The organism is Streptomyces jeddahensis (assembly GCF_001642995.1).
In the GTDB taxonomy this organism is placed as follows: Bacteria; Actinomycetota; Actinomycetes; order Streptomycetales; family Streptomycetaceae; genus Streptomyces; species Streptomyces jeddahensis.
In genome coordinates, this window is sequence record NZ_LOHS01000071.1 from 1 (window position 1) to 23925 (window position 23925).

Here is a 23925-nt window from a genome sequence, read left to right on the forward strand (position 1 = left end):
AAGTGCCGGTCGCCGGTGGCGTCGGGCACGTACTTCACACAGACAACGATCCTCAGACTCACTGAAGGTCCCTTCGACAGTGATGGCACTCAGTGCCCCAAATTAAGCACACCCAGTGCCATCGATCTAGTCGTGGACAGGGTGATGTGGGACTAATACGGGGGCAGATCGGATTGGTCGTTCCTCTCTTGCGGGGAACTCGATGCCGAATGTTGATGGCGCGGCGGGCCGGATCAAGGCCTGCTGGGGATTTATAGAGGCCGACGAGTCCCTCGGCGCCTGGGAAGAGGCGCATCGCACGCGCATCAACAAGATCCTCGGTGAGCGTGGCTTCGTGGAGTGACCGACGCTCGGAATACGGCCGTCTGGTGCGGGCGTTGATCTTGCCATGACTTCTCTTCGCAAGCTTGGCTCATCCGCTCTCGAGGTCTTCCCGCTGGCTCTCGGCGGTAACGTCTTCGGCTGGACCGCCGACGAGGCGCAGTCGTTCGCCGTGCTCGACGCCTACGCGGAGGCCGGTGGCAACTTCGTCGACACCGCCGACGCCTACTCCGCGTGGGTCGAGGGCAACCAGGGAGGCGAGTCCGAAGACCATCATCGGCAACTGGCTGGCTTCGCGCGGCAACCGGTCGGACGTCGTCGTGGCCACGAAGGTCGGGGCCCACCCGCAGTACAAGGGGCTGTCGGCAGCCACCATCAAGGCGGCGGCCGACGCGTCCCTGCGCCGCCTGCGCACCGACTACATCGACCTGTACTACACGCACTTCGACGACCCGTCCGTGCCTGTCGAGGAGATCATCATGGCCCTCGACGAGCTGGTCCGGGCGGGCAAGGTGCGCGCGATCGGTGCCTCCAACCTGAGCCCGGAGCGGCTCCAGGAATCCCTGGACTTCTCCGACCGCACGGGTCTGGCCCGGTACACCGTGCTGCAGCCCCACTACAACCTGGTCTCCCGCGAGACCTATGAGGGCGCCCTGCAGACCGTGGCCGAGCGCGCCGGTATCGCCGCCGTGCCGTACTACGCGCTGGCCGCCGGCTTCCTGACCGGCAAGTACCGGCCGGGTACGACGGTCGACAGCCCGCGGGCCGGGAGTGCCGCCGCCCACCTGCAGAGCGAGCGGGGTGTACGCGTCCTCGCCGCTCTCGACGAGATTGCGCAGGAACGCGGGGCCGCGGTCCCGACCGTGGCCCTGGCCTGGCTCGCCGCCCAGCCGACGGTCACCGCGCCGATCGCCAGTGCCCGCACCGTCGAGCAGCTGCCGGCCCTGGTCGCGGTGGCGGACCTCCAGCTGACCGGTGAGGAGCTGGCGAAGCTGGACGCGGCGTCCGCATAAGGAAATGCGCGGGTGCCCCGGGGTGGCGCGGGTTGACGGCCCCGGCGAGCAGTACGGTCCCGGCTGAAGCAGGGTCAGGGGACCAGGTCGCCCGGGTCGGTGTTGGCGCCGCAGAGCACGACGGCGACCTTCTCGCCGGGGGCGGGGCGGTAGGCGGAGCCGGCGGCGGTGAGCGCGGCGAGGGCGGTGGCGGCGCCGTGCTCGACCGCCACCCTGCGCTGGTCCCACAGGGTCTGGCGGGCGCGGACGATCTCGCTGTCCGGTACGAGAACGGACTGCACGCCGTCCTGCTGGGCGGCGTGCAGCGCCATCGCGGAGGTGCGGCGGGCGCCGAGTGAGTCGGCGGCGACGGAGTCCACGGTGACGTCGACCGGGCGGCCGGCCTCGATCGCGGCGTTGAGCGCGCGGCAGTTCTCCGGCTCGACCGCGACGGTGCGGATGCCGTGGTGCCGGGCGGCGGTGGCCACACCTGCGAACAGTCCTCCGCCGCCGACAGCGACCACGACCGTGTCGAGGCCGGGCAGCCGGGCGTGGATCTCCTCCAGGAGGGTGCCCGCCCCGGCGGCGATCAGCGGGTGGTCGTAGGCATGGGACGTCAGCGCACCGGTGGTGGCGGCGAAGTCCTCGCAGGCGGCGAGGGCCTCGGCGTACTCCGTGCCGACGAGGCGGACGTCGGCGCCGTAGGAGCGCAGCCTGGCCACCTTCACGGCGGGGGCGGTGGCCGGGAGGAAGACGGTGGCGGGGATGCCCTGCTGCTGGGCGGCCCAGGCGCACGCCAGCCCGGCGTTGCCGCCGGAGGCGATGGTCACGCCGGCCTCGGGGAGGGCGCCGGCCTCGCGGTGCGCCTGGATGAAGTTCTGTGCGCCGCGCGCCTTGAAGGAGCCGGTGTGCTGCATGTACTCCAGGGCCAGCCAGACCTCGGGCGCCTCTGCCCCGCGATCGGCGGTGCGGATCGCGCCGGGGTCGACGGATTCGACGGGACCGACGGGATCGAGGGGATCGACGGGGGCGAGCGTGACGGGGCGGATGTGCCCGGCGATCCGTTCCGTGGCGGCCTTGATGTCGCCGTAGGTGAGCTGGTCCACTGCGTCACTCCTCGCGAGACCTCGTCCGAGACGTTCGATACAACGTATCGTACGATGACTCGTATGCCACGGCATTCTCTTTCCCTGGACCGTGCGACCCCCGGCCGCATCGCCGAGGCCGCCCTGCAGCTGGTCGACGAGGGCGGCCCCGCGGCGCTGACCTTCCGCGCCCTGGCCGCGTGCCTCGACATCTCCCTCGCGTCCCTCCAGCGCCGCTGCACCGACCTCGCCGGACTCCTGGACCTGTGCACCGACCACCTGGCCGCCCGCCTGCCCGACGTCGAGCCGGGCACCGACTGGGCCACCGCCACCGAGACGCGGTTCACCGCGCTGTACCGACTGCTCGCGGCGCATCCAGGTCTGGTCGCGCTCCGGGGCGCCCGCCCCTGGCTCGGCCCGAACCTGCTGGCCCGCCTGGTCGAACCGCAGCTCGCCGACAGCCTCGCGACCGGGATGACCCCCGAAGAGGCGATCACCGCGTACCGGCGGATGTACCTGCTCACCCTCGGCAGCGCGAGCTTCGTCGACCACCGCGAGCCCAAGGCCGCCCAGGCGGCCACCCGCACCGCGTTGGCCGCGCTCGATCCGGGTGAGTTCCCGGCGCTGACCGGCCACCTGGCCGCGATCGTGCCCGCCGTGACCGACCACGAGGTCTACTACGGCGCACTGCGCCAGCTGATCGACGCCGCCGACCCGGCGTGGACGGCGACCGGGCAGAACCGGCGGTGACATCCCACAGCACGACCAGCGGGACGAAGCCCCGGCAGAGGGCTCGCCTCGATCGTCTGCGAATCGACGGCAAGCCCTCTGCCGGGGCTGACGCGCGCGTCGGCGCCTGCGGCGTGCTTCAGAGCGGCGGGCTTCAGAGGTTCCGGCTCAGGAGCGACAGCAGTGCCGTCCAGTGGCGTTCCGCCGCCTCGGCGTTGTAGCTGGCGGTGTCGGCCTGGGTGTATCCGTGGTGCGCGCCTGCGTACACCTCGGTCTGGTGGCGGACGCCCGCTTCGGTGAGCGCCTTGTCGAGGCGTTCGATCTGCTCGGGCGGCAGGGAGGGGTCCTGGTCGGCGTGGCCGAAGTAGACCTCGGCGGTGATGCGGTCGGCCACCAGGTGCGGGCTGTCGGAAGCGTCGGTCGCCAGCTGCCCGCCGTGGAACCCGGCCGCGGCGGCGACCCGCTCCGGATACGCTCCGGCGGTGCGCAGGCACAGGCGGGCGCCCATGCAGTAGCCGGTGATGCCGACCGGCCCGTCGGTGGCCTGGGGGCAGTCCGCGAGCCAGCGCAGATAGGCGTCGGCGTCGCGCATCGCCAACTCGGGCGTCAGGGACTGCATGATCGGGCCGATCTTCTGGAAGATGTCCGGGCGCGCGGCGACGTCGATGAAGTCGGTCGTCTCGACCACCGGGGTGCGCCCGTGGCGGTAGAAGACGTTGGGGACGAGGACGGTGTAGCCGGCTTCGGCGAGGCGGTCGGCCATCTTCTTCAGCTGGGGCCGCAGGCCGAAGGCGTCCATGTAGAACAGGACCGCGGGGTGCGGGGTGTTGTCGTCGGGGTGGGCCAGGTAGGCGTCGGCCGTGCCGTCCGGGGTGGGGATGTCGACGGATGTTCCACGCACGGTGGTCATGGGTGCTTGTCGTTCCTTTCCTTGCGCCGGCAGCGCCGACCGCGCTGGCCTGGGGCTGGTTCGGCGTGCCTTCCCCGTCGAGGCGCCGTGATGTCGGGATGTCGCTGCTCCGCCGTCAGTCGTTCCTAGCGGCGGCTTCAGCGCGTTCGGTCGCCTCCAGGGTGCTCATCCCCTGAACCCTAGGCGGCGGGATCGGTGCCGTACCAGCGGGTCCTCGCGGGCTGATCCGGCTGCGGGCTTCGCCGTCCGGCCGCAGTGGTTACGTCCCCGCGGTCGGCCGACCCCGGTGGCTACGCCGCAACCGGGACCCGCTGGATGAGGGACTCGCGGACCGCACGCACCAGGGACTGGGCGCGGGGGTCGCTGGTCACCGTGGGCTGCATGCCGTTGGTCACGTAGGCGAAGGCGATGCCAAGATCGGGGTCGGCGAAGGCGAGGGAACCTCCGCGCCCCGGGTGGCCGAACGCCGCAGGCGAGCTCATCGGGGACGCCGGGCTGTGCAGCATGTACCCGAGCCCGAAGCGGGTCCTGGCGAGCAGCACCCGGTCGCGTCCGGCGGCCTGCTCGGTACGGGCCTGGGCGAGCATCTGCCGGGTGAGGATGCGGCCCTCGCCGAGCGCCGCGTAGAAACCGGCGAGCCCGCGTGCGCTGGCGATGCCGTTGGACGCCGGCAACTCGGCGGCCCGCCAGGCCGGGTCGTTCTCGTCCGGGGACGGCGAGACGGTGCCGAAGGCGCGACGCGTGAGCGAGGCCGGGTCGGAGTACGCCTCGGCGACCTCCCGGCGCGGGCGCATCCGCAGCGTGCCGTCCTTCGGCGCGGGGGGTTCGACGGCGGCGATCCGGCCCACCAGGTCCTGCTGTTCCTCGGGCAGGCCGATCCACAGGTCCAGGCCGAGCAGTTCGGTGACGTCCTCGGCGAGCACGGTGCCGAGCGAGCGCCCGTCCACCCGCCGGACCAGCTCTCCCAGCAGCCAGCTGAAGGTCTGTGCGTGGTAGCCGTGCGCGGTGCCGGGCTCCCACAGGGGGCGCTGTGCAGCGACCGCCGTCGGCCCGGTGGTCCCGTCCTCGGCCTGTGCGGCGGTGAGGGGGCTGTCCAGCGCGGCCACTCCGGCCTGATGGGAAAGCAATTGCCGTACGGTGATGTGTGCCTTGCCCGCGGCCGCGAACTCCGGCCAGTAGTCGCGGACCGGGGCGTCCAGGTCGATCCGGCCGCGGTCGGCGAGGAGCAGCAGGACCGTGGCGGCCACACCCTTGGTGGCGGAGCGCAGAATCTGCCCGGTGTCCTCGGTCCAGGGCCTGCCCTGGCCCTCCGGCGCGTCGGCATCCGCGGTGCCGCCCCACAGGTTGACCACCGGACGGCCGTCCTGATAGACGGCGACGGCTGCACCGCGCTCGCCGAGCCGCGTGAAGTTCGCCTCGAAGGCGTCCCGGACGGCCTCGAAACCGTCGGCCGCCGTGCCGTGGATGAACGTGCCCTGGATATCCGGTTCGTCGCTCTGCATGGCCTCTCCCATCCGTGCGTCGCAGCAACCCTATCGCTGTTTGATCGATGATCGATCATTCCTTTCGTCACACGCCCGGCTGGGAATATCTGTCTGCTGCCGAGACACGCGGGCAGGGCCGGTGTCCCTGAGGGGCACCGGCCTGTGCGGGGCTGCTTGACGAGCACTGCGTCAGGCAGCCTCCACCTTGAGCGCATCGAGCCATGCGGCAGGCCACGGTGCGCTCCCGCGCCCGGCCCGGGGGACGTGGACCGTCACGTAACGGCCCGAGGCCGCCAGCCGCCGCGGGTGTCCGTCGAACGCCTCGCCCCAGACCTCGAACCGGAAGGTCAGGGACGACGTTCCGATGCGCTCGACCGCCACGGTTGCCGTGACCTCCTGCCCGAACCACAGAGGGGACGCGAAGTCGACCTCGTACCGCACACGTGGCGCGGCGCCGAAGTAGCCGGTGATGCCGCGCTCCCGTATCAGCGTCGCCTCGGCCGCCTCGACGAAACGCACGATGGAGGTGTTGTGGTGATGGCCGCCCGCGTCGGTGTCCATCCACTCCACCCGGGAACGGTGGACGGCGCGGGCGAACGCGGCGCCGTCCACCGGCTCAGGCGACGGTGGCCGGCTCACGGGACGGCCTCCATCGCAGATGGGTGTTCCGGTCGGACTCGTCGGCGCGCAGGAGCGAGAGACGAGGGCGTACGGCGTCGGTGCGTGAGGTCGGCGGCTTTCGGCTGCCGGCCCTGAACTGCACCGGCCACTCGGCCGCGGCACCCCGGTACTCCTGCTCGGCCGCCGCGTGCAGCGTCCAGTGCGGGTCGTAGAGATGGGTGCGGCCGATGGCGCACAGGTCGGCGCGGCCCGCGAGGAGGATCGAGTTCACGTCGTCGTACGAGGCGATGGCGCCGACCGCGATGACCGCCGTGCCGGTGGCGGCGGCGACCTCGTGCCGGATCCGGTCCGCGAACGGCGTCTGGTAGGAGCGGCCGAACGCGGGGCGCTCGTCATTGGTGACCTGGCCCGATGAGACGTCGATCGCGTCCGCCCCGTGGGCGGCGAACGCGCGGGCGATCTCGACGGCGTCGTGCTCGGTGTTGCCGTCCGGCACCCAGTCGGTGGCGGAGATGCGCACGATCAACGGCCGCTCGGCCGGCCAGACGGCACGGACCGCGTCGAACACCTCCAGGGGGAAGCGGAGCCGGTTCTCCAGCGGGCCGCCGTACTGGTCGGTGCGGCGGTTCGCGATCGGCGAGAGGAAAGAGGACAGCAAGTAGCCGTGTGCGCAGTGGAGTTCGAGCAGGTCGAAGCCCGCCTCGGCGCCCCGCCGGGCAGCGGCGACGAATTCGGCGGTGATCTGGTCCATGTCGGCCCGGGTGAGTTCGCGCGGGACCGCGGATCCAGGGCCGTAGGGGAGCGGCGACGGGCCGACGATCTCCCAGTTGCCGTCCGGCAGCGGCTCGTCGATGCCCTCCCACATGAGCCGCGTCGAGCCCTTCCGGCCCGAGTGACCGAGCTGGAGGCCGATACGTGCGGTGCTCTGCTCGTGGACGAAGGACACGATCCGCGCCCAGGAGTCGCGTTGCTCGTCGGTCCACAGACCCGTGCAGCCCGGGGTGATGCGGCCCTCGGGCGAGACGCAGACCATCTCCGTCATCACCAGGCCCGCACCGCCCATGGCTTTGGAGCCGAGGTGGACGAGGTGGAAGTCGCCTGGTACGCCGTCGACGGCGGAGTACATGTCCATCGGGGACACGATTACCCGGTTCTTCAGCTCCAACCGCGCGAGCCGGAACGGCTGGAACATCGCAGGCGCGGTGGTGTCCAGTCCCTGAGAGGCGGCGAAGGCGGCGTCGACGCGGTCGGCGAACTCCTGGTCGCGCGTGCGGAGGTTGTCGTACGTGATGCGGCGCGACCGCGTCAGCAGGTTGAAGCAGAACTGGGTCGGTTCCTGGCCGACGTACATGCCGATGTTCTCGAACCACTCCAGCGACGCCTGCGCGGCACGCTGCGTGGACTCGACGACGGGGCGCCGCTCGGTCTCGTACGCGGTCAAAGCGGCCTCGGTGTCGGGGTGCTCGTGCAGGCAGGCCGCGAGGGCGAGTGAGTCCTCCATGGCCAGCTTGGTGCCAGACCCGATTGAGAAGTGCGCGGTGTGCGCGGCGTCGCCGACGAGGACGAGGTTCCCGTGGTGCCACCGCTCGTTGCGTACGGTCGTGAAGTTCAGCCACTTCGAGTTGTTGGCGAAGACCTCGTGACCTGCAAGTTCCTCGGCGAAGAGCTCACGGATGCGCTCGACGGCCTGCTCGTCGGAGACGCCCGGCGGGAACGCGGCGCCCTCGGTGGCGTCGAAGCCGGCCCGGCGCCAGACGTCCTCGTGCATCTCGACGATGAAGGTGGAACCGCTCTCGGAGTAGGGGTAGCCGTGGACCTGCATGGTCCCCCACTCCGTGTGCTTGATGAAGAACTGGAACGCCTCGAAGACCCGGTCCGTGCCGAGCCACATGTACTTGTTGTGCCGTTGGTCCAGCGAGGGCCGGAACACGTCGGCGTAGGCGGCCCGGACCTGGGAGTTCACGCCGTCGGCCGCGACCACCAGGTCGTACGAAGCGCGGAGGTCCGCGACGTCCGGGGCGAGCGTCCGGAAACGCACGACGACCCCGAGGTCGCGGCAGCGCTCCTGCAGCAGGCGGAGCAGTTCCTTGCGGCTCATGGCGGCGAAGCCCTGCCCGCCCACGGTGTGGCTCTGGCCGCGGTAGTGGATGTCGATGTCCGTCCAGCGGGCGAACCGCTTCGCCATGGCCTCGGCGAACCCGGTGTCGGCGTTCTCGATGCCGCCGAGCGTCTCGTCGGAGAACACCACACCGAAGCCGAACGTGTCATCGGGGGCGTTGCGCTCCCAGACGGTGATGTCGTGGGCCGGGTCGAGTTGTTTCATCAGAGCAGCGAAGTAGAGGCCACCGGGGCCACCGCCGACGATCGCGATCTTCAAGGGGGTTCCTCTGTTCCTCTCACTGCTCGAGGGCGGGCACGGCGGCTGCGGCCTGCTCGTCCTCGACGATCTTGCGGAGTGCGAAACGCTGCAGCTTGCCGCTCGAGTTGCGCGGCAGGGACTCGCAGAACCGCACGTCGCGCGGGTACTTGTACGGAGCCAGGACCTGCTTGACGTGGTCCTGGATCTCCCTGGCCTTGGCGGGGTCGCCCGGCACCCCGTCGCGGAGCACCACGAAGGCGCAGACGACGGAGCCCCGTTCGGCGTCGGGGCGGCCGACGACGGCGGCCTCGACCACGTCGGGGTGGGTGTCGATGGCGGCCTCGACCTCGGGCCCGCCGATGTTGTAGCCCGAGGAGACGATCATGTTGTCGCTGCGGGCGTGATAGTGGAAGTAGCCGTCCTCGTCCCGGTGGAAGATGTCACCGGTGACGTTCCAGCCGTCCACGACATAGTCCTTCTGGCGCTCGTCGTCGAGGTAGCGGCAGCCGACGGGGCCGATGACCCCGAGCAGCCCCGGCTCGCCGGGGCCGAGCTCCGAGCCGTCGAGGCCGAGGATGGTCGCGCGGTACCCCGGAACCGGCTTGCCGGTGGCGCCGGGCCGGATGTCGTCCCCGGCGGCCGAGATGAAGATGTGCAGCAGCTCGGTCGCGCCGATGCCGTCGATGATCCTGAGCCCGAGCCTGTCGCGCAGGTGCTCCCAGGTGTCCTGGGGAATGTGCTCGCCCGCCGACACCCCGGCCCGCAACCCGGCGAGCTGCCCCTCCTTCCCCTCGCGCAGGATCGCCTTGTAGGCCGTGGGCGCCGTCGCGAGCACGGTGACGCCCTCCCCCTCGACGAGCTCGGCGAGCTGCAGCGGTGTGGCCGCCTCGGTCAGCAGGGCGCACGCGCCGGCCCGCAGCGGGAACACGACGAGCATGCCGAGGCCGAAGGTGAAGGCGAAGGGGGCGGAACAGGCGACCAGGTCGTCCGCGACCAGCTTCAGCACGTGGCGGCCGAAGGTGTTGTCGATGGACAGGATGTCCCGGTGGAAGTGCATGGTGATCTTCGGGACGCCCGTGCTGCCGGACGTCGGCCCGAGGAGCGCCACGTCGTCGGCGGCGGTCTCCACGTTGGTGAACTCGCCGGACTTCGCCATGGCGCGGGCCACGAGATCATCCGGGCCGGTGCCGCCGTACTCCACGACCGTCAGCGACGGCAGTACGGTGTCCCGGACCGTGTACGCGTCCTCGGCGAACCGGTGGTCCACCAGCGCGATCGAGGGCTGGGTCCGCTCGGCGACCGGGGCGATCTCCCGGGCGCGCAGGGCGGCCATGGTGGTCACGACGACACCGCCGGCCTTCAGTACGCCGAGCCAGGCGGCAACCGTCCAGGGGGCGTTGGGGGAGCGCAGCATGACGCGCTGCCCGGTCACCAGACCCAGGTCTTCGGTCAGCACCTGGGCGACCTGGTTGGCCCGTTTCTGCAGTGCGCCGTAGGTCCAGGTCTCCCCGCCCTGCGTACGCAGCGCCGGGCGGTCGGGCCCGAAGGTGGAGACGGGGATGTCGATGATCTCGGTGGCGGCGTTGAGCCGCTCGGGATAGTGCAGTTCCGGCGTGGTGAACTCGATCGTCGGCCACAGGTGCGCGGGGGGAAGGTGGTCGCGGGCGAAGGTGTCCAGATGCGCCGAGGTCGAAAGAGACAAGGGAGGGGGCAGCGGAGGGGTCGACGGAGTTGTCAACGGAGGTGTCCTTCCGGGAGCCCGCCGGTGGGGCGGCGGGTTAGGCGGTGCGGATCATGCCCTCCTGGACGACAGTGGCCAGGTGACGGTGGTCGAGGGTGAAGAAGCGGCCGGCGCCCAGGCCGCGTCCCGCGTCGGCGGCGACGGCTTCCTGGACGTAGAGGAGCCAGTCGCCGACCGGTCCGGGGCGGTGGAACCACATGGCGTGGTCGAGGCTTGCGGTGACCAGCTCGGGCTTGGCCCACGGCAGGTCGAGGACGCGCAGGACGGGTTCCAGGATCGTGTAGTCGCAGACGTACGCGAGGGCGGCCAGGTCCCGCTGCGCGTCGGTCAGCCCCTCGACGGCCCGCAGCGGGTCGAACGGCTTGATCCACACCGCCTGGTGCGGGACCTGCTTGCCCTCGACGGTGAGGTAGACCGGCCCTGGCACGTGCCGCATGTCGAAGCTCCGCCCGGCGGACCAGTACGCCTTCGACTCCGCGGTCATCGAGCCGCCGCTCCGCCCGGCCAGGTACTCCGCCGAACTGGGCAGCTCCTCGGGACCGGGGACGGCATCGGCGAGCCCGGCGACGGCATCGGTGAACTCGGCCTGGAAGGTCCCACCCGGCTCGCCCGCGGCGAAGTTGGCCAGGCAGACGTAGAGCGGCTTGCCGTTCTGGTAGCCGCGCACCTGCCGGGTGCTGTAACCGCGGCCGTCGCGCAGCAGCTCCACCTCGTAGCGCACCTCGGCCCCGATGTCCGCCGGGCGCAGGAAGTAACTGTGCACGGAGTGCAGCGTCTTGCCGTCGGTGACCGAGCGCATGGCGGCCGCCGCGGCCTGGGCGACCAGGTCGCCGCCGTACGCCTTCGGCCACGGGCAGGGCTGCGTGATGGCGGTGAACGCCAGGTCGAAGTGCTCAGGCTGAGTGGGCGTCAGCGTGACCGCCTCGGTGAAGATCGCGGAGGTCGGAAGCGCGTCGGTCTGCATCGGCTCGGAGGTCGCCATCGGTTCGGAGGTGGTCGTCGGCTCGGAGGTGGGCATCGGTCCGTCTGCCGGCCGCGTCATCGGTCCAGCCAGTCGCGCAGATCCGCGTCGGCGACGTCGGGCAGGTTGACGACGATGTTCTCCGGCGTCCGGGTGGTCATCCACACCAGCGGCTTGCTGCGCGAGAGATTGCACTCGATGTGCGACATGAACGGCGGTACGAACACCCAGTCGCCCTCCGCCATGTCGACGTAGTCCTCGAACTTCTCGCCGAAGTAGATGCGCGCCCGGCCCGACAGGACGTACCCGCCGGTCTCGGCCTCACCGTGGTGGTGGGTGACCGAGCGATAGCCGGGCTCGTTGCTGACCTTGCCGAACCACAGCTTCGTGGCCGGGGTGTGCTGGATGCTGACGCCCGAGATGCGGACGGCCCCACCCGAGTCGGCGGTGCCCGGGTCCTCGTGGCCGCCGCGGGTCACCACCGGAGCGACGAGCCCGCTAGGCAGCCGGTACATCGAATTGTCGCCCTCGAGGCGGTACTTGCTGCTGTGTTCGACATGCGGCTGACGCCGCTCGACGGGCTCCATGAGATCGGCTCCGTTTCGGTCGAGGGCGCGGGCGCCGGTGCTCCGGTCTGGCCGACAACGCCGTCGCTGCGCCATGTGGTGTCTCGTTTTTTTCACGACCGTCAGATAGTGTCAATACACAACGCCGGATGGACCGGATCGAGCCGCGGCCGGACCGCGATCGAACCCGAACTGGAGGCCGCATGACGCCCATCGCCGTGAACCCGGACGCTCTGCCGAAGCCCAGTGGCTACTCGCACGGGACCCTGGTGGGGAACACGCTCTACCTCGGCGGTCAGACCGCTCTCGACGCCGACATGAAGATCGTGCCGGGAGGCATGGTCGAGCAGTTCCGCCAAGCGTTCAGCAATGTGCTGACGACGCTCCGGGCGGCGGGCGGCGAACCGGAGGACCTGGTCAGCGTGACCCTCTACCTGACCGACATCCCCGACTACCAGGCCCATGGGAAAGAGATCGGGAAGGTGTGGCGCGAGCTCGCAGGCCCCGTCTACCCGGCGATGGCCGGCATCGGCTGCACCGCCCTGTGGCAGCCCGAAGCGATGATCGAGATCCTCGGCGTGGCGGTGATTCCCGAGGACCGGCTCGTGACGCCTCGTCCATAAGCGGACGGCGGCATCGCATCTCGACAACTCCTGTCGTTGCGCTCGCTGCGGAGCACCCCGCGCCGCTTCAGGCGCGGTTCTCCAGGCGTCACAACTGGCGTCACAACGTTGCTGAAGCGCGTAGACGTCACGGGTGTTGACGCCGCGCCAGAAGAGGCGCCATCCTCGCCGAGGCGAAATCCCGCATTACGTCCGATATTTCGAATCCACGAGGTGTGGCAACGCGATGGCGCCTCGCTGTCGAACCGGTTCGAAAGAGCCGTGGTGGCGGCGTCGTCGAATCGGTTCGACAGGGCACGTTTCAACGCACAGGAGCCGTAACCATGGTGCAATCGAGAGCATCGAGAGCAAGACGGGCAGGACCGGGGCGACCGACCACGGTGGTCGCCGTCGCAGCGCTGGGCTTCGGCCTTCTGGCCACGGGGCTGACGGCGCCGGCCGCCACCGCCGCCGAACTGCCGGGCCCGAAACTGCACTACACCTTCGACGCCGACGACCTCAGCTCCGGGACGGTCAAGGACAGCTCGGGCAACGGGCTCGACGGTACCCTCGTCAACGGGTCCACCGCCGCGGTCGTCGATGGTGCGTCTGGGGGCTCGGCCCTCAACCTGCCCGGCGGGGCGCCCAGTTCCGACGGGGCATATGTCCGGCTGCCCCGCGAAGTGGTCGGCGCCGCAACCGACTTGACGGTCTCCGCGCGCGTGAAGTGGAGCGGCGACAAGTCGTCCTGGCAGCGGATCTTCGATCTGGGCACCAACACCACCAAGTACCTCTTCACGACCCCCTACAGCGGAGACGGGGTGCTGCGCACCGCCGTGACCACCGGCGGAGGGGGCGCAGAGGCGCAGGTCAACGGCTATGAGATGCTTCCCGTGAACGAGTGGCGGACCGTTACCGTCACCCTTGACAGCTCGGCCCGCCGGCTCACCACCTATCTCGACGGCGTGGCGGTCTCCTCCGCCGAGACCGGCATCCAGGCCAAGGACCTGCTGGACAGCTCGGCCACGGCCGCCGGTTACATCGGCAAGTCGTTCTGGCCGGATCCGCTGCTCAAGGGCGCGGTCGACGACTTCACCGTGTGGCACTCGGCGCTCAGCTCCGAGCAGGTGGCCGGCATGGTCGGGAACGTCCCCACCCTCCAACAGCTCTCGCAGACGTCCTTCGAGGCCCGCACCACGACCGGAACCGCCCCGTCCCTCCCCGCCGCCGTCCGCGCCGAGTACTCCGACGGCTACGACCGCGACGTGGCAGTCGACTGGGACGAGGTCGCCCCCGAGAAGTACGCCGCACCCGGCACGTTCACCGTCAAGGGTTCGGCCGCCGGACAGGAGGTCACCGCCACCGTCACCGTCGTCCGCGAGGGCGCCCTCACCGTCGACCTCGCGAAGGACACCGGAGCCTTCCACGGTGGCGCCGCCGGCACCCTCTACGGCGTCTACGGCCAGGACGTGCCCACCAACAACCTCATCGAGGGCATGAACCTGCGCACCGTCTCCACCAAGGCGCAGGACGGCCCGCAGCACCCGGGCGCCGACGCCCTGGAGGTCGTCAAGCCGCTCGCCGACTCCACCGGCGGCGACGTGTACATCTACATGACCGACATCCACCGGGGCTTCCCCTACCAGTGGGAGGGCGACACCCCCGCGGAGAAGGTGCGGATCTACCGCGAGAAGGTCGCCAAGCAGGTCGACCAGGTGCTCCAGCTACCCAAGGAGTACCAGGACAACATCGTCTTCGTGCCGTTCAACGAGCCCGAGGGCAACATGTTCGGCACCGGCGAGTGGAGCTACAACAAGGTCAGCTGGCTGACCGACCCCAAGGACTACTTCGCCACCTGGGACGACTTCTACCGGCTGATCAAGGAGAAGATGCCAGACGCCCGCATCGCCGGGCCCAACACCAGCGTCCTCTACAGCCAGGTCAAGGGCTTCCTCGAGCACACCGTCAAGGCGGGCACCGTCCCCGACGTCATCACTTGGCACGAGCTGAGCCACCCTGAGCAGGTCCGCACCAGCGTTGCCAGGTACCGCGCCTGGGAGAAGGAGGTCTTCGCGGGCACGGCCTACGAGGGCAAGCACCTGCCGATCAACGTCAACGAGTACGCCTTCAACTACCACACCTCGGTCCCCGGCCAGATGATCCAGTGGATCTCCGCGATCGAGGAGTCCAAGGTCGACGCCGACATGGCGTACTGGAACATCGACGGCAACCTGTCCGACTCGGCCGTCCAGGCCAACCGCGGCAACGGCCAGTGGTGGCTGTTCAACGCCTACGCCTCCATGTCCGGGCACACTGTCGAGGTCTCCCCGCCCTTCCCCGGCCAGAACTACTCGATGCAGGGCGTGGCCACCCTCGACGAGAAGAAGAAGCAGGCCCGGCTGATCTTCGGCGGGTCCACCGGAAAGGGGCACATCACCTTCGACAACGTGCCCGGCAAGGTCTTCGGCGACACCGTGCACGCCTGGGTGCGTGAGATCCCGTGGACCGGGCAGATCGGCGACTCGAACCGGCCCGACATCGTCGCCGAGACCGAACTCCCCGTCAGCGATGGCAAGGTGGTGCTCGACTTCGGCGACGGCGGCCGCCTGCCGAAGCTGACGGAGTCGTCGGCGTACGAGATCGTCCTCAGCCCGTCCGGAAACGGCACCACGACCAGCAAGCCGGCCACGCTGTGGAAGGGCAGCTACGAGGCCGAGGACGCCGCGCACACCGGCTCCGGCTACACCAAGAACGGCCCCGAGGGCTCGCCGTCCAACGTGTCCAAGTTCTACACCTCTGGCGGCTACGACGTCGGCGGCCTGCGGACTGGCTCCGACATGACGCTCGACTTCACCGTCGACGTCCCGCAGGACGGCACGTACGACCTGAGCGTCTTCGCCAACTCCCTCAACACCTACGACCTCGTCAAGGAGCAGGGACCCACCAACGTGTTCCTCCGCGTCGACGGCGGAGCCGAGCAGGAGCTGTCGCTGCCGCTGGGCTACAAGTGGGTGGTCTGGGACCACACCGACACCACCGTCGCGCTGACCAAGGGCAAGCACACCCTCACGCTCGCCGCGAAGAGCCTCGACGGCAGCAAGGCCACCAAGGGCGACGCGATCGTCGACCGGATCACGCTGTCCCTGCCCGACCCCGACGTGAAGAGCGCGGTCTACGAGGGCGAGCTGGCCTGGCTGGACGGCGCCCGGGCCGTGTACGGGCTGCCGAAGCACCTGGACGCGTCCGGCTCGGGCGCCGCGGAGGTCGCCAAGGGCGACACCGCGACCTTCTGGGTCTACTCACCGGCCGACACCGAGTCCACCATCGACGTCGACGCGTTCGGCACCGGCACGGCGCAGGTGTCCGTGAACGGCCAGGACGTGTTGAGGCTGGCCGGGGACTCCGGCGGCAAGGCGGCCGTTTCGCTGTCCGGGGGCGTCAACAAGATCACGGTCACCGGGGAGGCGGGAACGACCCTCGTCGACCGGATCACCGTCCGGCAGACCAAGGACACCCTGCGCTCGAAGTCCTACGAGGCCGAGGACGCCGAACTCGCCGGATCCGCGGCCATCGCGCCACTGTCGCTCGCCAGCGGCAAGCAGGCGGTACGCGGGGTGGGCGGCGAACCGGGCAACGGCAACACGGCCACGTTCCACGTCACCGCCGACAAGTCCGGCCTGTACGCCCTGCGGATCCGGTACTCCAACCCCGAGCAGTCGGAGGCCACCCACTACAACCCCGATCCGCTCGTCCGGCACGCGGACATCTCCGTCAACGGAGCCGATCCGAAGCGCGTGACGTTCCCGCACTCGTTCCACGAGAACAACTTCTGGGAACTCACCGTCCCCGTCCGTCTGGAGAAGGGCGACAACACTCTCACCTTCAGCTCCGAGGAGCTGCCCAACTTCGACGGAAAGACGTACGCCTCGGACACGTTCCCCGGCATCCTGCTGCGCTCGCAGTTCGCGCCGCTGATCGACAAGATCACGGTCGCCGAGTACGCGGCCCCACGGCCGTAAGGTACGTCGCGGCCCCACGGCCGTAAGGTACGCGAGGCACGTGAGGTAAGGACAAGGGAGTCACGTGGTCACGATCGGCGACATAGCACGCGCCGCAGGAGTGTCCCGCAGCACGGCGTCGTACGCGCTGTCGGGGAAACGCTCCATCTCCGCGGAGGTGCGGCAGCGGGTGGCGGACGCGGCGCAGGAGCTGGGCTACACGCCCAACGCCGGCGCCCGCGCCCTCGCCACCTCGGAGACGATGGTCATCGGCCTGCTCGCCCGGTTCCACGAGGACGAGTTCGCCCCGGCCATGCTCCAGTACATGCTGGGCGTCTCCGACACCGCACGCGAGCTGGGGTACGACACCCTGCTCGTCACGGAGGCGGACGGCACCCGCGCGCTGCGCCGGATCACACGCTCCCGTATGGTCGACGGCGTCGTCCTGCTCAACGTCGCGCAGGACGACGCCCGGCTCCCACTCCTGCGGTCCGCACCGCAGCCAGGCGCGCTGGTCGGGCTGCCGGGCGACCCCTCGGGCGTGGACGTCTTCGACCTCGACTTCGAGGCGGCCGGCCGGCTGATGGTGGACCACATGCACCGGCTGGGCCACCGCGAACTGCTTCTGGTCTCCCAGCCCGAGAACGTCGTCGAGCGCGGCGGCGCCTACGTGTGGCGACTGCAGGGCGCGGTGGTGCAGCAGGCGCGGGCCCGCGGCATCGAGCTCCACGCGGTCTTCGGCGAGTCGCGGCAGCCGGCGGTCGGACGCTCGTTGCACGCACTGCTCGACGCCCACCCGACGGCGACCGGTCTGCTGCTCAACAACGAGGCGGCAGCCGCGGCCCTGCCGTCCGTCCTGCACGCCCGCGGCCTCGAGGCGCCGCGGGACCTGTCCGTCATCGGCCGCTACTCCGACGAGTTCGCCCGCACGTTCTCGCTGCCGTTCTCGTCCATCGAGAGCGCCCCCGACCTCCTCGGAGAGATGGCCGTGCGACAGCTCGTACGCCGCATCACCACGCCGGGGGCCAGGAACGAGCCGCACGTCCTGCGGCTGCTGCAGCCCGAGCTGATCGACCGCGGCAGCACCGCCCCGCCGGCTTCCGGCAACCCCGGGTGAACGTCCGCTGCGATACTGGTCGCTCCTGAACGCAGGCGCTGACCATGAGGGGCGGAACACGTGAACTCTCGGGAAAATCAAGCAAGTTGGGACTTAGCCGGAACGCGTCGACGTCACGCCGTCGTCATCGGAGCAAGCCTCGCGGGGCTTCTCGCGGCCCACGTCCTCGCCGACCACGCCGACCGGGTGACGATCGTCGAGCGCGACCGGTTACCGCAGGAGCCCGAGCAGCGTCCCGGTGTGCCGCAGGGCCGCCATGCGCACGTCCTGCTGGAAGGCGGTCAACGCGCCCTTGACGCGCTTCTTCCGGGGTTCATGGACGAGCTGCGGGCGGCGGGTGCACCGCGGGTGGGGATGCCGTCGGACCTGGTGCAGTGGCAGGACGGGCGCTGGTTCCGGCGGCTGCCGGCGACGACGTACATCTACACCGGCTCGCGACCGCAGCTCGAGCAGTTGGTGCGTCGGCGGGTGCTCGCCCACCCCATGATCGAGGTGGTCGAGGCCACGAGCGTCGTGGGGCTGTCGGGGGACGCCTCACGTGTGCGGGGCGTGCTGCTGCGCGAGCGCGGCGAGGGCTCCCGGCAGGAGGAGCGGCTCCTGGAGGCCGACCTGGTCGTGGACGCTTCCGGGCGCGGCACGAAAGCGGCGCAGTGGCTCTCGGCGATCGGCGCGGAACCCCCGCACGAGGAGTCCATCGACACGGGGCTCGCCTACGCCACCCGTATCTACTGCGACACGAGCGGAAGCCTGGGCACGCAGTCGCTCGGTTACTACGTCATCGCCAACCCGTCGCAGGTATACGGGACCGTCGTGCTGCCCTTGGAGGACGGACGGTATCTGGTGACGTTGTCAGGGCTGCGCGGCGACGAACCGCCCACGGACGAGGAGGAGTTCGTCGCGTACGCGAAGAGGCTGCCGCATCCGCTGGTGCACCGGTGGCTGCGCACAGCCGAGCCGCAGTCCCCGGTGTCCGGCTTCCGGCAGACGGCGAACGTACGCCGACGCTACGACCTTCCCGGCCGTCGCCCCGCGGGTTTCCTCGCGATCGGCGATGCCTTGTGCACGTTCAACCCGGTCTACGGACAAGGCATGGCCGTCGCCGCGATCAGCGCGGTCGCCCTGCGCGACGCGCTGGCCGACCGTCGCCGCACGCCGACGACGCGCCGCGTGCAGCAGGCGCTGCTGGCCGCATCCCGGCAGGCATGGGACATCTCGGCCGGGGCGGACAAGGCGATGCCCGGGGCGATCGGGAACGCCCTCACCATCCGGCCCATCGACCGCCCGGTCGGCTGGTACCTGCGACGCGTCCAGGAACGCTCCCCCGGCGACCCCGTGGTGGGCCGCGCCTTCCGTTCCGTACTGACGCTCACGGCACCGGTCACCGCACTGTTCGCCCCGAAGGTCGTGCGGGCCGTGCTGCTCGGTCCTGTGCCGGCGACGCCCGCCGAGCCTCCGATGGCGCGGGAGGAGACGCGCACCTGAAGCGTGCCGCTCATCACTTGTCCTGCGAGCCTTCGGCGAAACAAGTCGCCGAAGGCTCGCGCCACTTCGTGCGCGATGTCTTGACGCTGATCAGGGCCGTACCTAGAGTTCCGGCCCGTAACGATCGGAAAATACACCGAAAGTTTCCAGGCGGCCGTCGGTACGTTGCGGCGGTGTCCAGCCTGGAATGAAGCAGTGACGTTCTAACTCGCCCAGCCCGTTTTCCATCCGCTTGCTTGAACAGCGTTCGGAATATCGAACGTTTGATGATCTAGAACACGACGATCCATGCAGGAGCCGCAATGCGATCAGAGGGACGTTTCAGACCCCAGTCCGTCGTCCTGAACAGCGCTTCGCCCGCCGCCGGACCTCCGCCGCGGTCGCGGCGGAGCAAACCTACCGGCAGGCGCTGGCGCGCGGCACTGGCCGCCATGGCGCTGACGTTCGCCGGGCTCGCGGCCGGAGCCACCTCCACGGCGGCCGCCGACCCCTCGGGCGGCGGCGTCTCGGAGACCGCGAAACACATTCCGTCCACCTTCCAGTGGTCCTCCAGTGGACCGCTGATCAGCGCCAAGTCCGACGCCACCCACGACATCGCCGCCGTCAAGGACCCGACGGTGGTCCGCCACAACGGAAAGTGGCTGGTCTATGCGACCACGGCGCTCCGCTCCGGCGGCTGGAACCTGATGTACACCAGTTTCGAGGACTGGTCCGAGGCCGACTCCGCCCCGCACTACTACCTGGACCAGTCGGCGATCGGCCCCGGCTACCGCGCCGCACCGCAGGTGTTCTACTTCGCCCCGCAGAAGAAGTGGTACCTGGTCTACCAGACCGGTCTGCCCTCGTTCTCCACCACTGACGACCCGACCAAGCCCGAGTCCTGGTCCGCGCCGCGCAACTTCCAGGAGGAGATGCCGGACATCATCAAGGAGAACATCGGCAACGGCTTCTGGCTCGACTTCTGGGTCACCTGCGACACCGCCAAGTGCTATCTGTTCTCCTCCGACGACAACGGTCACCTGTACCGGTCGGAGACGACCGTGGCCGACTTCCCGAACGGCTTCGGAAACACTCAGATCGCCCTGGAGGACGACAGGTTCGACCTGTTCGAGGCCGCCAACGTCTACAAGATCAAGGGCACCGACGACTACCTGCTGCTCGTCGAGGCGATCGGCAGCGACGGCCGCCGCTACTTCCGCTCCTGGACGTCCGACAGCATCGACGGCAAGTGGACGCCGCTCGCCGCGAGCGAGGACAACCCGTTCGCCCGCTCCAACAACGTCACCTTCCCCGACGGTGCCTGGACCGAGGACATCAGTCACGGCGAGATGATCCGTTCGGGCGTCGACCAGACCATGGAGATCGACCCGGGCCGGCTCCGGTACCTGTACCAGGGCATGGACCCGTCCGCGAGCGGGGACTACAACCAGCTCCCTTGGAAGCTCGGGCTGTTGACGGAGACGACCGCATACGGGAGGGACTGAGCGGATCGTCACGGCCGGCGTCGCAACCACGGCGCCGGCCGCCTGCCCACCCTCTGGCAGACGACAGAACCACGCCTAGGGCGCAAGCACTTCACTTTCGACATGTCACCGAAATTTTCCACGAACACCGGCCAATCCGACGCCCCGCCGCCGGACCCTGACCGTCCCCCCTTGGGAGGAAAGATCGCCGTGAAGTTCCGTTTCGCCGCACCGGTCGCGCTCGCCGTGACCCTCACGCTCGCCGCCGCCGGCTGCTCCGGCGGCTCCACCACCGCCGCGGGCGACGACAAGTCCTTCGAGTTCTGGTCGTTCACCGGCATCAACCAGAAGGCGTCCGTCCAGGACTACCGCAAGGAGCATCCGGACGTCCGGGTGAAGCTGACGGAGGTGGGCTCCTCGACGGAGACCGCCCAGGCGCTGACCACGGCGCTGGCGGGAGGCAAGGTCCCGGATCTCGTCCTGATCCAGGGCGACGACCTGCCGAAGTTCGTCCAGCAACCGCAGAACTTCTACGACCTGCGGGAGTTCGGGGCCGACAAGGTCAAGGGCGACTACCTGGACTGGGTGATGAGCCAGAGCACCACGGAGGACGGCCAGATCATCGGTGTCCCGACCGACGTCGGCGGCATGGCCGTCGCCTACCGCAAGGACCTGTTCAAAGCCGCCGGCCTGCCCACCGACCGCAAGGAGGTCAGCGAACTCTGGCCCACCTGGGACGCGTTCATCGAGACCGGGAAGAAGTACACCAAGGCCACGGGAAAGCCGTTCGTCGACAACGCGCCGACGAGCGTCTTCTACCAGGCGGTCAACCAGGTTTCCGAGAAGTACTACGACAACGACGACCGCAGCCCCATCTACGCCAAGAACCCGCAGGTCAAGGAGGCGTTCGACACGGCGCTGAAGACCATCGAGGCGGGCATCACGGCGAAGCAGAGCTCCTTCTCCAACGGCTGGAGCGCAGGCATGGCACGGGGTAAGTACGCCGTCGTGGCGGCACCCTCCTGGATGCTCAACTCGATACGTACCACCGCACCGGGCACGAAGGGCAAGTGGGACATCGCGACGATCCCCGGCGGCAGCGGCAACTGGGGCGGCAGCTATCTGGCGATCCCGCGGAACGCCAAGAATCCCAAGGCCGCCTGGAACTACATCAAGGCGACGCAGTCCCCGAAGGGGCAGCTCGACCACTTCCTCGACTCGGGCGCACTGCCCACCACTCCCTCCGTCTACGAGGACGCGCGCCTGACGTCGATGAAGGACGAGTTCTTCTCCGAAGCTCCGACGGGCCAGATCTACACCAAGTCGCTGCTCGGTCTTGAGCCCTTCTACATCGGGCCGGACAGCGCGATCATCGGGCAGGAGTTCCTGAACGCCCTCACCGATGTCGAGCAGGGCAAGGGCGATCCCGCGAAGGCGTGGGACACCGCGGTGAAGAACATCAAGACCGCGATCGGGCAGTAGGCGGAGTCCCGGCGAGGAAGCGACGACCTGTGACGACAACCCTCAGCCCGCAGCGGGCGGGACTTCCCCCCGCCCCGCCCCTGACGCGCATACGCCGGGGCATCGGCGAGCGGATAGCCCCGTACGCCTACATCGCTCCGTTCTTTCTGATCTTCGCGGTGTTCAGCCTCATCCCCCTGCTGTTCACCCTCTACGTCGCGCTGTTCGAGTGGAATCCCATCGGTGACCACACGTACATCGGCTTCGACAACTTCACCCGGCTCTTCGACGACCCGCGTTTCTGGAACGCCACCCGCAACACGATCAGCATCTGGCTGCTGTCGACCGTCCCCCAGCTCATCGCGGCGCTCTTCCTCGCCCATCTGCTCAATCACGCACGCCTGCGCTACGCCCTCCTCTTCCGGATGTCGATGCTGGTCCCGTACATCACCTCGGTGGCCGCGACGGCGATCGTCTTCGCGCAGCTGTACGACCGGGACTACGGGCTGCTGAACTGGCTGCTCGGGCTCGGGGGAGTGGAGCCGATCGACTTCACCCAGTCGACGTGGGGCAGCCGGGTGCTGATCGCCGCGATGGTCACCTGGCGCTGGTTCGGCTACACCGCCCTGCTCTACCTGGCATCGCTGCAGGCGATTCCGCGTGAGATCTACGAGTCGGCCTCGGTGGACGGCGCCGGCGGCTGGAAGCAGTTCCGCCACATCACGATCCCCTCGCTGCGGCCGGTGATCGTGTTCACGGTGGTCACCTCCACGATCGGCGGACTGCAGATCTTCACCGAGCCGCTGCTCCTCAACCCGATCAACGCCCAGACCTGCGGGGCGACCCGGCAGTGCCAGACGCTCACCCTCTTCCTCTATGAACAGGGCTTCGGGCAGTACCAGTTCGGCTACGCGGCGGCCATCGGAGTGGCCCTGCTCGTCCTGGTCCTCGTCGTCGCAGGCATCAACTACCTCCTGTCCACCCGCATCCGCCCGGAGCGATGATGACCGAGCCGATCGACGCGATGCCTCCATCCCCGCGGCATCCGACACCGTCGACGCTGCCGACGCAACCGATGCGGCGGACGCGACCGCCATGGCCCGCACGGCAGGCGCGGCGCCGCCGTCCCGTCGAACGCGTCCGATGGTGGACCTACGCCCTCCTCATCCTGGCGGTACTCGTCAGCGTCTTCCCGCTGTACTGGATGTTCGTGGTCGCCACCACGGACACGGCGGCGGCGACGCAGATGCCGCCCCGGCTCGTCCCCGGCGACAACTTCTTCCATCTCGCCGGACTCGTCTTCAGCACCGTGCCGTTCCTGCAGTCCGTCCTGAACAGCCTGCTCGTCGCGGGCGCGATCGGTGCCGGGCAGGCGGTGCTCTGCTCGCTGGCGGGCTTCGCCTTCGCCAAGATGGAGTTCCCGGGCCGCAACACGCTGTTCCTGATTGTCGTGCTCACCATGACCGTGCCGACGCAGCTCGCGATCGTCCCGCAGTACCTGATCATTTCGGAGCTCGGCTGGGTCGACACCCTCCAGGCGCTGATCGTGCCCGGCCTGGCCAGCGCCTTCGGGATCTTCTGGATGAGGCAGCACATCGCCTCGACCCTCAGCGACGAGATCATCCAGGCGGCCCGGATCGACGGGGCGAACAGCTGGCGGATCTTCTGGCACATCGCGTTCCCCATCGTCCGCCCCGCGGCCTTCGTCCTGGGACTCTTCGGATACATCACGGCCTGGAACGACTTCTTCTGGCCCTTCGTCGTGCTGAAGTCCCCGGAGAACTACACCGCGCAGATCGCCATCAAGGCCCTGCAGAACAACCGCGACATCGATCTCGGTCTCGCCATGTCCGGCTCCTTCCTCGCCACCATCCCGCTGATCGTGCTGTTCGTCTTCGTGGGCCGCCGCCTGGTGGCCGGGATCATGGACGGCGCCTTCAAGGGGTGACGGGGCCTGGGGCGCATCGCCAGGCGTAGTCATGATCACGCCTGGCGTACGCGACTGACCGTGTGACACCGGCCGAGGGCCCGAC

The 23925-nt window shown here is 69.5% G+C and carries 17 protein-coding genes and 2 pseudogenes; 11 read left to right on the forward strand and 8 right to left on the reverse strand.

From position 1 onward, the window contains the following. Nucleotides 1-202 precede the first annotated feature (202 nt). Together STSP_RS39140 and STSP_RS12850 are read left to right on the forward strand one after the other, a co-directional pair. A complete protein-coding gene (locus STSP_RS39140) occupies nucleotides 203-343 on the forward strand; it encodes a hypothetical protein (RefSeq protein WP_157902828.1) in 141 nt (46 codons plus the stop codon). A 45-nt stretch (nucleotides 344-388) separates the two neighbouring features. After that, nucleotides 389-1334, forward strand: a pseudogene (locus STSP_RS12850) (aldo/keto reductase). A 74-nt stretch (nucleotides 1335-1408) separates the two neighbouring features. On the opposite strand, the gene STSP_RS12855 reads toward STSP_RS12850, so the two are convergent. Further along, nucleotides 1409-2419 (reverse strand): threonine/serine dehydratase, encoded by a 1011-nt coding sequence (locus tag STSP_RS12855; RefSeq protein ID WP_067276276.1) that lies wholly within the window; start codon nucleotides 2417-2419, stop codon nucleotides 1409-1411. 63 nt (nucleotides 2420-2482) lie between these two features. Between STSP_RS12855 and STSP_RS12860 the strand changes: the two genes are divergently transcribed. Then, entirely contained in the window at nucleotides 2483-3148 is a 666-nt protein-coding gene (locus STSP_RS12860) for a TetR/AcrR family transcriptional regulator C-terminal domain-containing protein (RefSeq protein ID WP_067276278.1), read from the forward strand. Between the two features lie 133 nt (nucleotides 3149-3281). Here STSP_RS12860 and STSP_RS12865 read toward each other — a convergent pair whose 3' ends face one another. The 7 genes from STSP_RS12865 to STSP_RS12895 all read right to left on the reverse strand — a co-directional run bounded on the left by STSP_RS12865 (nucleotide 3282) and on the right by STSP_RS12895 (nucleotide 11790). Then, the gene (locus STSP_RS12865) at nucleotides 3282-4037 is read right to left on the reverse strand and encodes a dienelactone hydrolase family protein (RefSeq protein WP_067276280.1); all 756 of its coding nucleotides are present in this window, start codon (nucleotides 4035-4037) and stop codon (nucleotides 3282-3284) included. Between the two features lie 290 nt (nucleotides 4038-4327). Then, nucleotides 4328-5539 (reverse strand): serine hydrolase domain-containing protein, encoded by a 1212-nt coding sequence (locus STSP_RS12870; protein ID WP_067276282.1) that lies wholly within the window; start codon nucleotides 5537-5539, stop codon nucleotides 4328-4330. A gap of 171 nt (nucleotides 5540-5710) precedes the next feature. Further along, complete coding sequence (locus STSP_RS12875; RefSeq protein WP_232789615.1) at nucleotides 5711-6160, reverse strand: acyl-CoA thioesterase; 450 nt, start codon at nucleotides 6158-6160, stop codon at nucleotides 5711-5713. Beyond that, nucleotides 6138-8519 carry a bifunctional salicylyl-CoA 5-hydroxylase/oxidoreductase gene (locus STSP_RS12880; protein WP_067276287.1) on the reverse strand — a complete coding sequence of 794 codons (2382 nt, stop codon included), beginning with the start codon at nucleotides 8517-8519 and terminating at the stop codon, nucleotides 6138-6140. Before STSP_RS12880 ends, STSP_RS12875 begins: the two co-directional genes overlap by 23 nt. A 19-nt stretch (nucleotides 8520-8538) precedes the next feature. Beyond that, the gene (locus STSP_RS12885; protein ID WP_067276290.1) at nucleotides 8539-10203 is read right to left on the reverse strand and encodes an AMP-binding protein; all 1665 of its coding nucleotides are present in this window, start codon (nucleotides 10201-10203) and stop codon (nucleotides 8539-8541) included. Nucleotides 10204-10279: 76 nt separating this feature from the next. Further along, nucleotides 10280-11224, reverse strand: coding sequence for an acyl-CoA thioesterase (locus tag STSP_RS12890; protein WP_067276592.1), 945 nt, complete (start codon nucleotides 11222-11224; stop codon nucleotides 10280-10282). Between the two features lie 56 nt (nucleotides 11225-11280). Beyond that, a complete protein-coding gene (locus STSP_RS12895) occupies nucleotides 11281-11790 on the reverse strand; it encodes a cupin domain-containing protein (protein WP_067276301.1) in 510 nt (169 codons plus the stop codon). Between the two features lie 182 nt (nucleotides 11791-11972). Here STSP_RS12895 and STSP_RS12900 point away from each other — a divergent pair, with 182 nt between their 5' ends. The 8 genes and pseudogenes from STSP_RS12900 to STSP_RS12935 all read left to right on the forward strand — a co-directional run bounded on the left by STSP_RS12900 (nucleotide 11973) and on the right by STSP_RS12935 (nucleotide 23840). Further along, a complete protein-coding gene (locus STSP_RS12900; protein ID WP_067276304.1) occupies nucleotides 11973-12392 on the forward strand; it encodes a RidA family protein in 420 nt (139 codons plus the stop codon). Nucleotides 12393-12715: 323 nt separating this feature from the next. After that, nucleotides 12716-16390: a LamG-like jellyroll fold domain-containing protein gene (locus STSP_RS12905; RefSeq protein WP_078067130.1), complete on the forward strand. Its 3675-nt coding sequence runs from the start codon at nucleotides 12716-12718 to the stop codon at nucleotides 16388-16390. Between the two features lie 64 nt (nucleotides 16391-16454). Next, nucleotides 16455-17486, forward strand: coding sequence for a LacI family DNA-binding transcriptional regulator (locus tag STSP_RS12910; RefSeq protein ID WP_067276309.1), 1032 nt, complete (start codon nucleotides 16455-16457; stop codon nucleotides 17484-17486). A gap of 126 nt (nucleotides 17487-17612) precedes the next feature. Beyond that, nucleotides 17613-18968 (forward strand): FAD-dependent oxidoreductase, encoded by a 1356-nt coding sequence (locus STSP_RS12915; RefSeq protein ID WP_067276595.1) that lies wholly within the window; start codon nucleotides 17613-17615, stop codon nucleotides 18966-18968. Between the two features lie 425 nt (nucleotides 18969-19393). Further along, nucleotides 19394-20452: pseudogene (locus STSP_RS12920) on the forward strand (non-reducing end alpha-L-arabinofuranosidase family hydrolase); the annotation flags it as partial. 189 nt (nucleotides 20453-20641) lie between these two features. After that, entirely contained in the window at nucleotides 20642-21913 is a 1272-nt protein-coding gene (locus STSP_RS12925) for an ABC transporter substrate-binding protein (protein ID WP_067276312.1), read from the forward strand. 29 nt (nucleotides 21914-21942) lie between these two features. Further along, complete coding sequence (locus STSP_RS12930) at nucleotides 21943-22896, forward strand: carbohydrate ABC transporter permease (RefSeq protein WP_067276315.1); 954 nt, start codon at nucleotides 21943-21945, stop codon at nucleotides 22894-22896. A 71-nt stretch (nucleotides 22897-22967) separates the two neighbouring features. Further along, entirely contained in the window at nucleotides 22968-23840 is an 873-nt protein-coding gene (locus tag STSP_RS12935) for a carbohydrate ABC transporter permease (RefSeq protein ID WP_067276602.1), read from the forward strand. Nucleotides 23841-23925 lie beyond the last annotated feature (85 nt).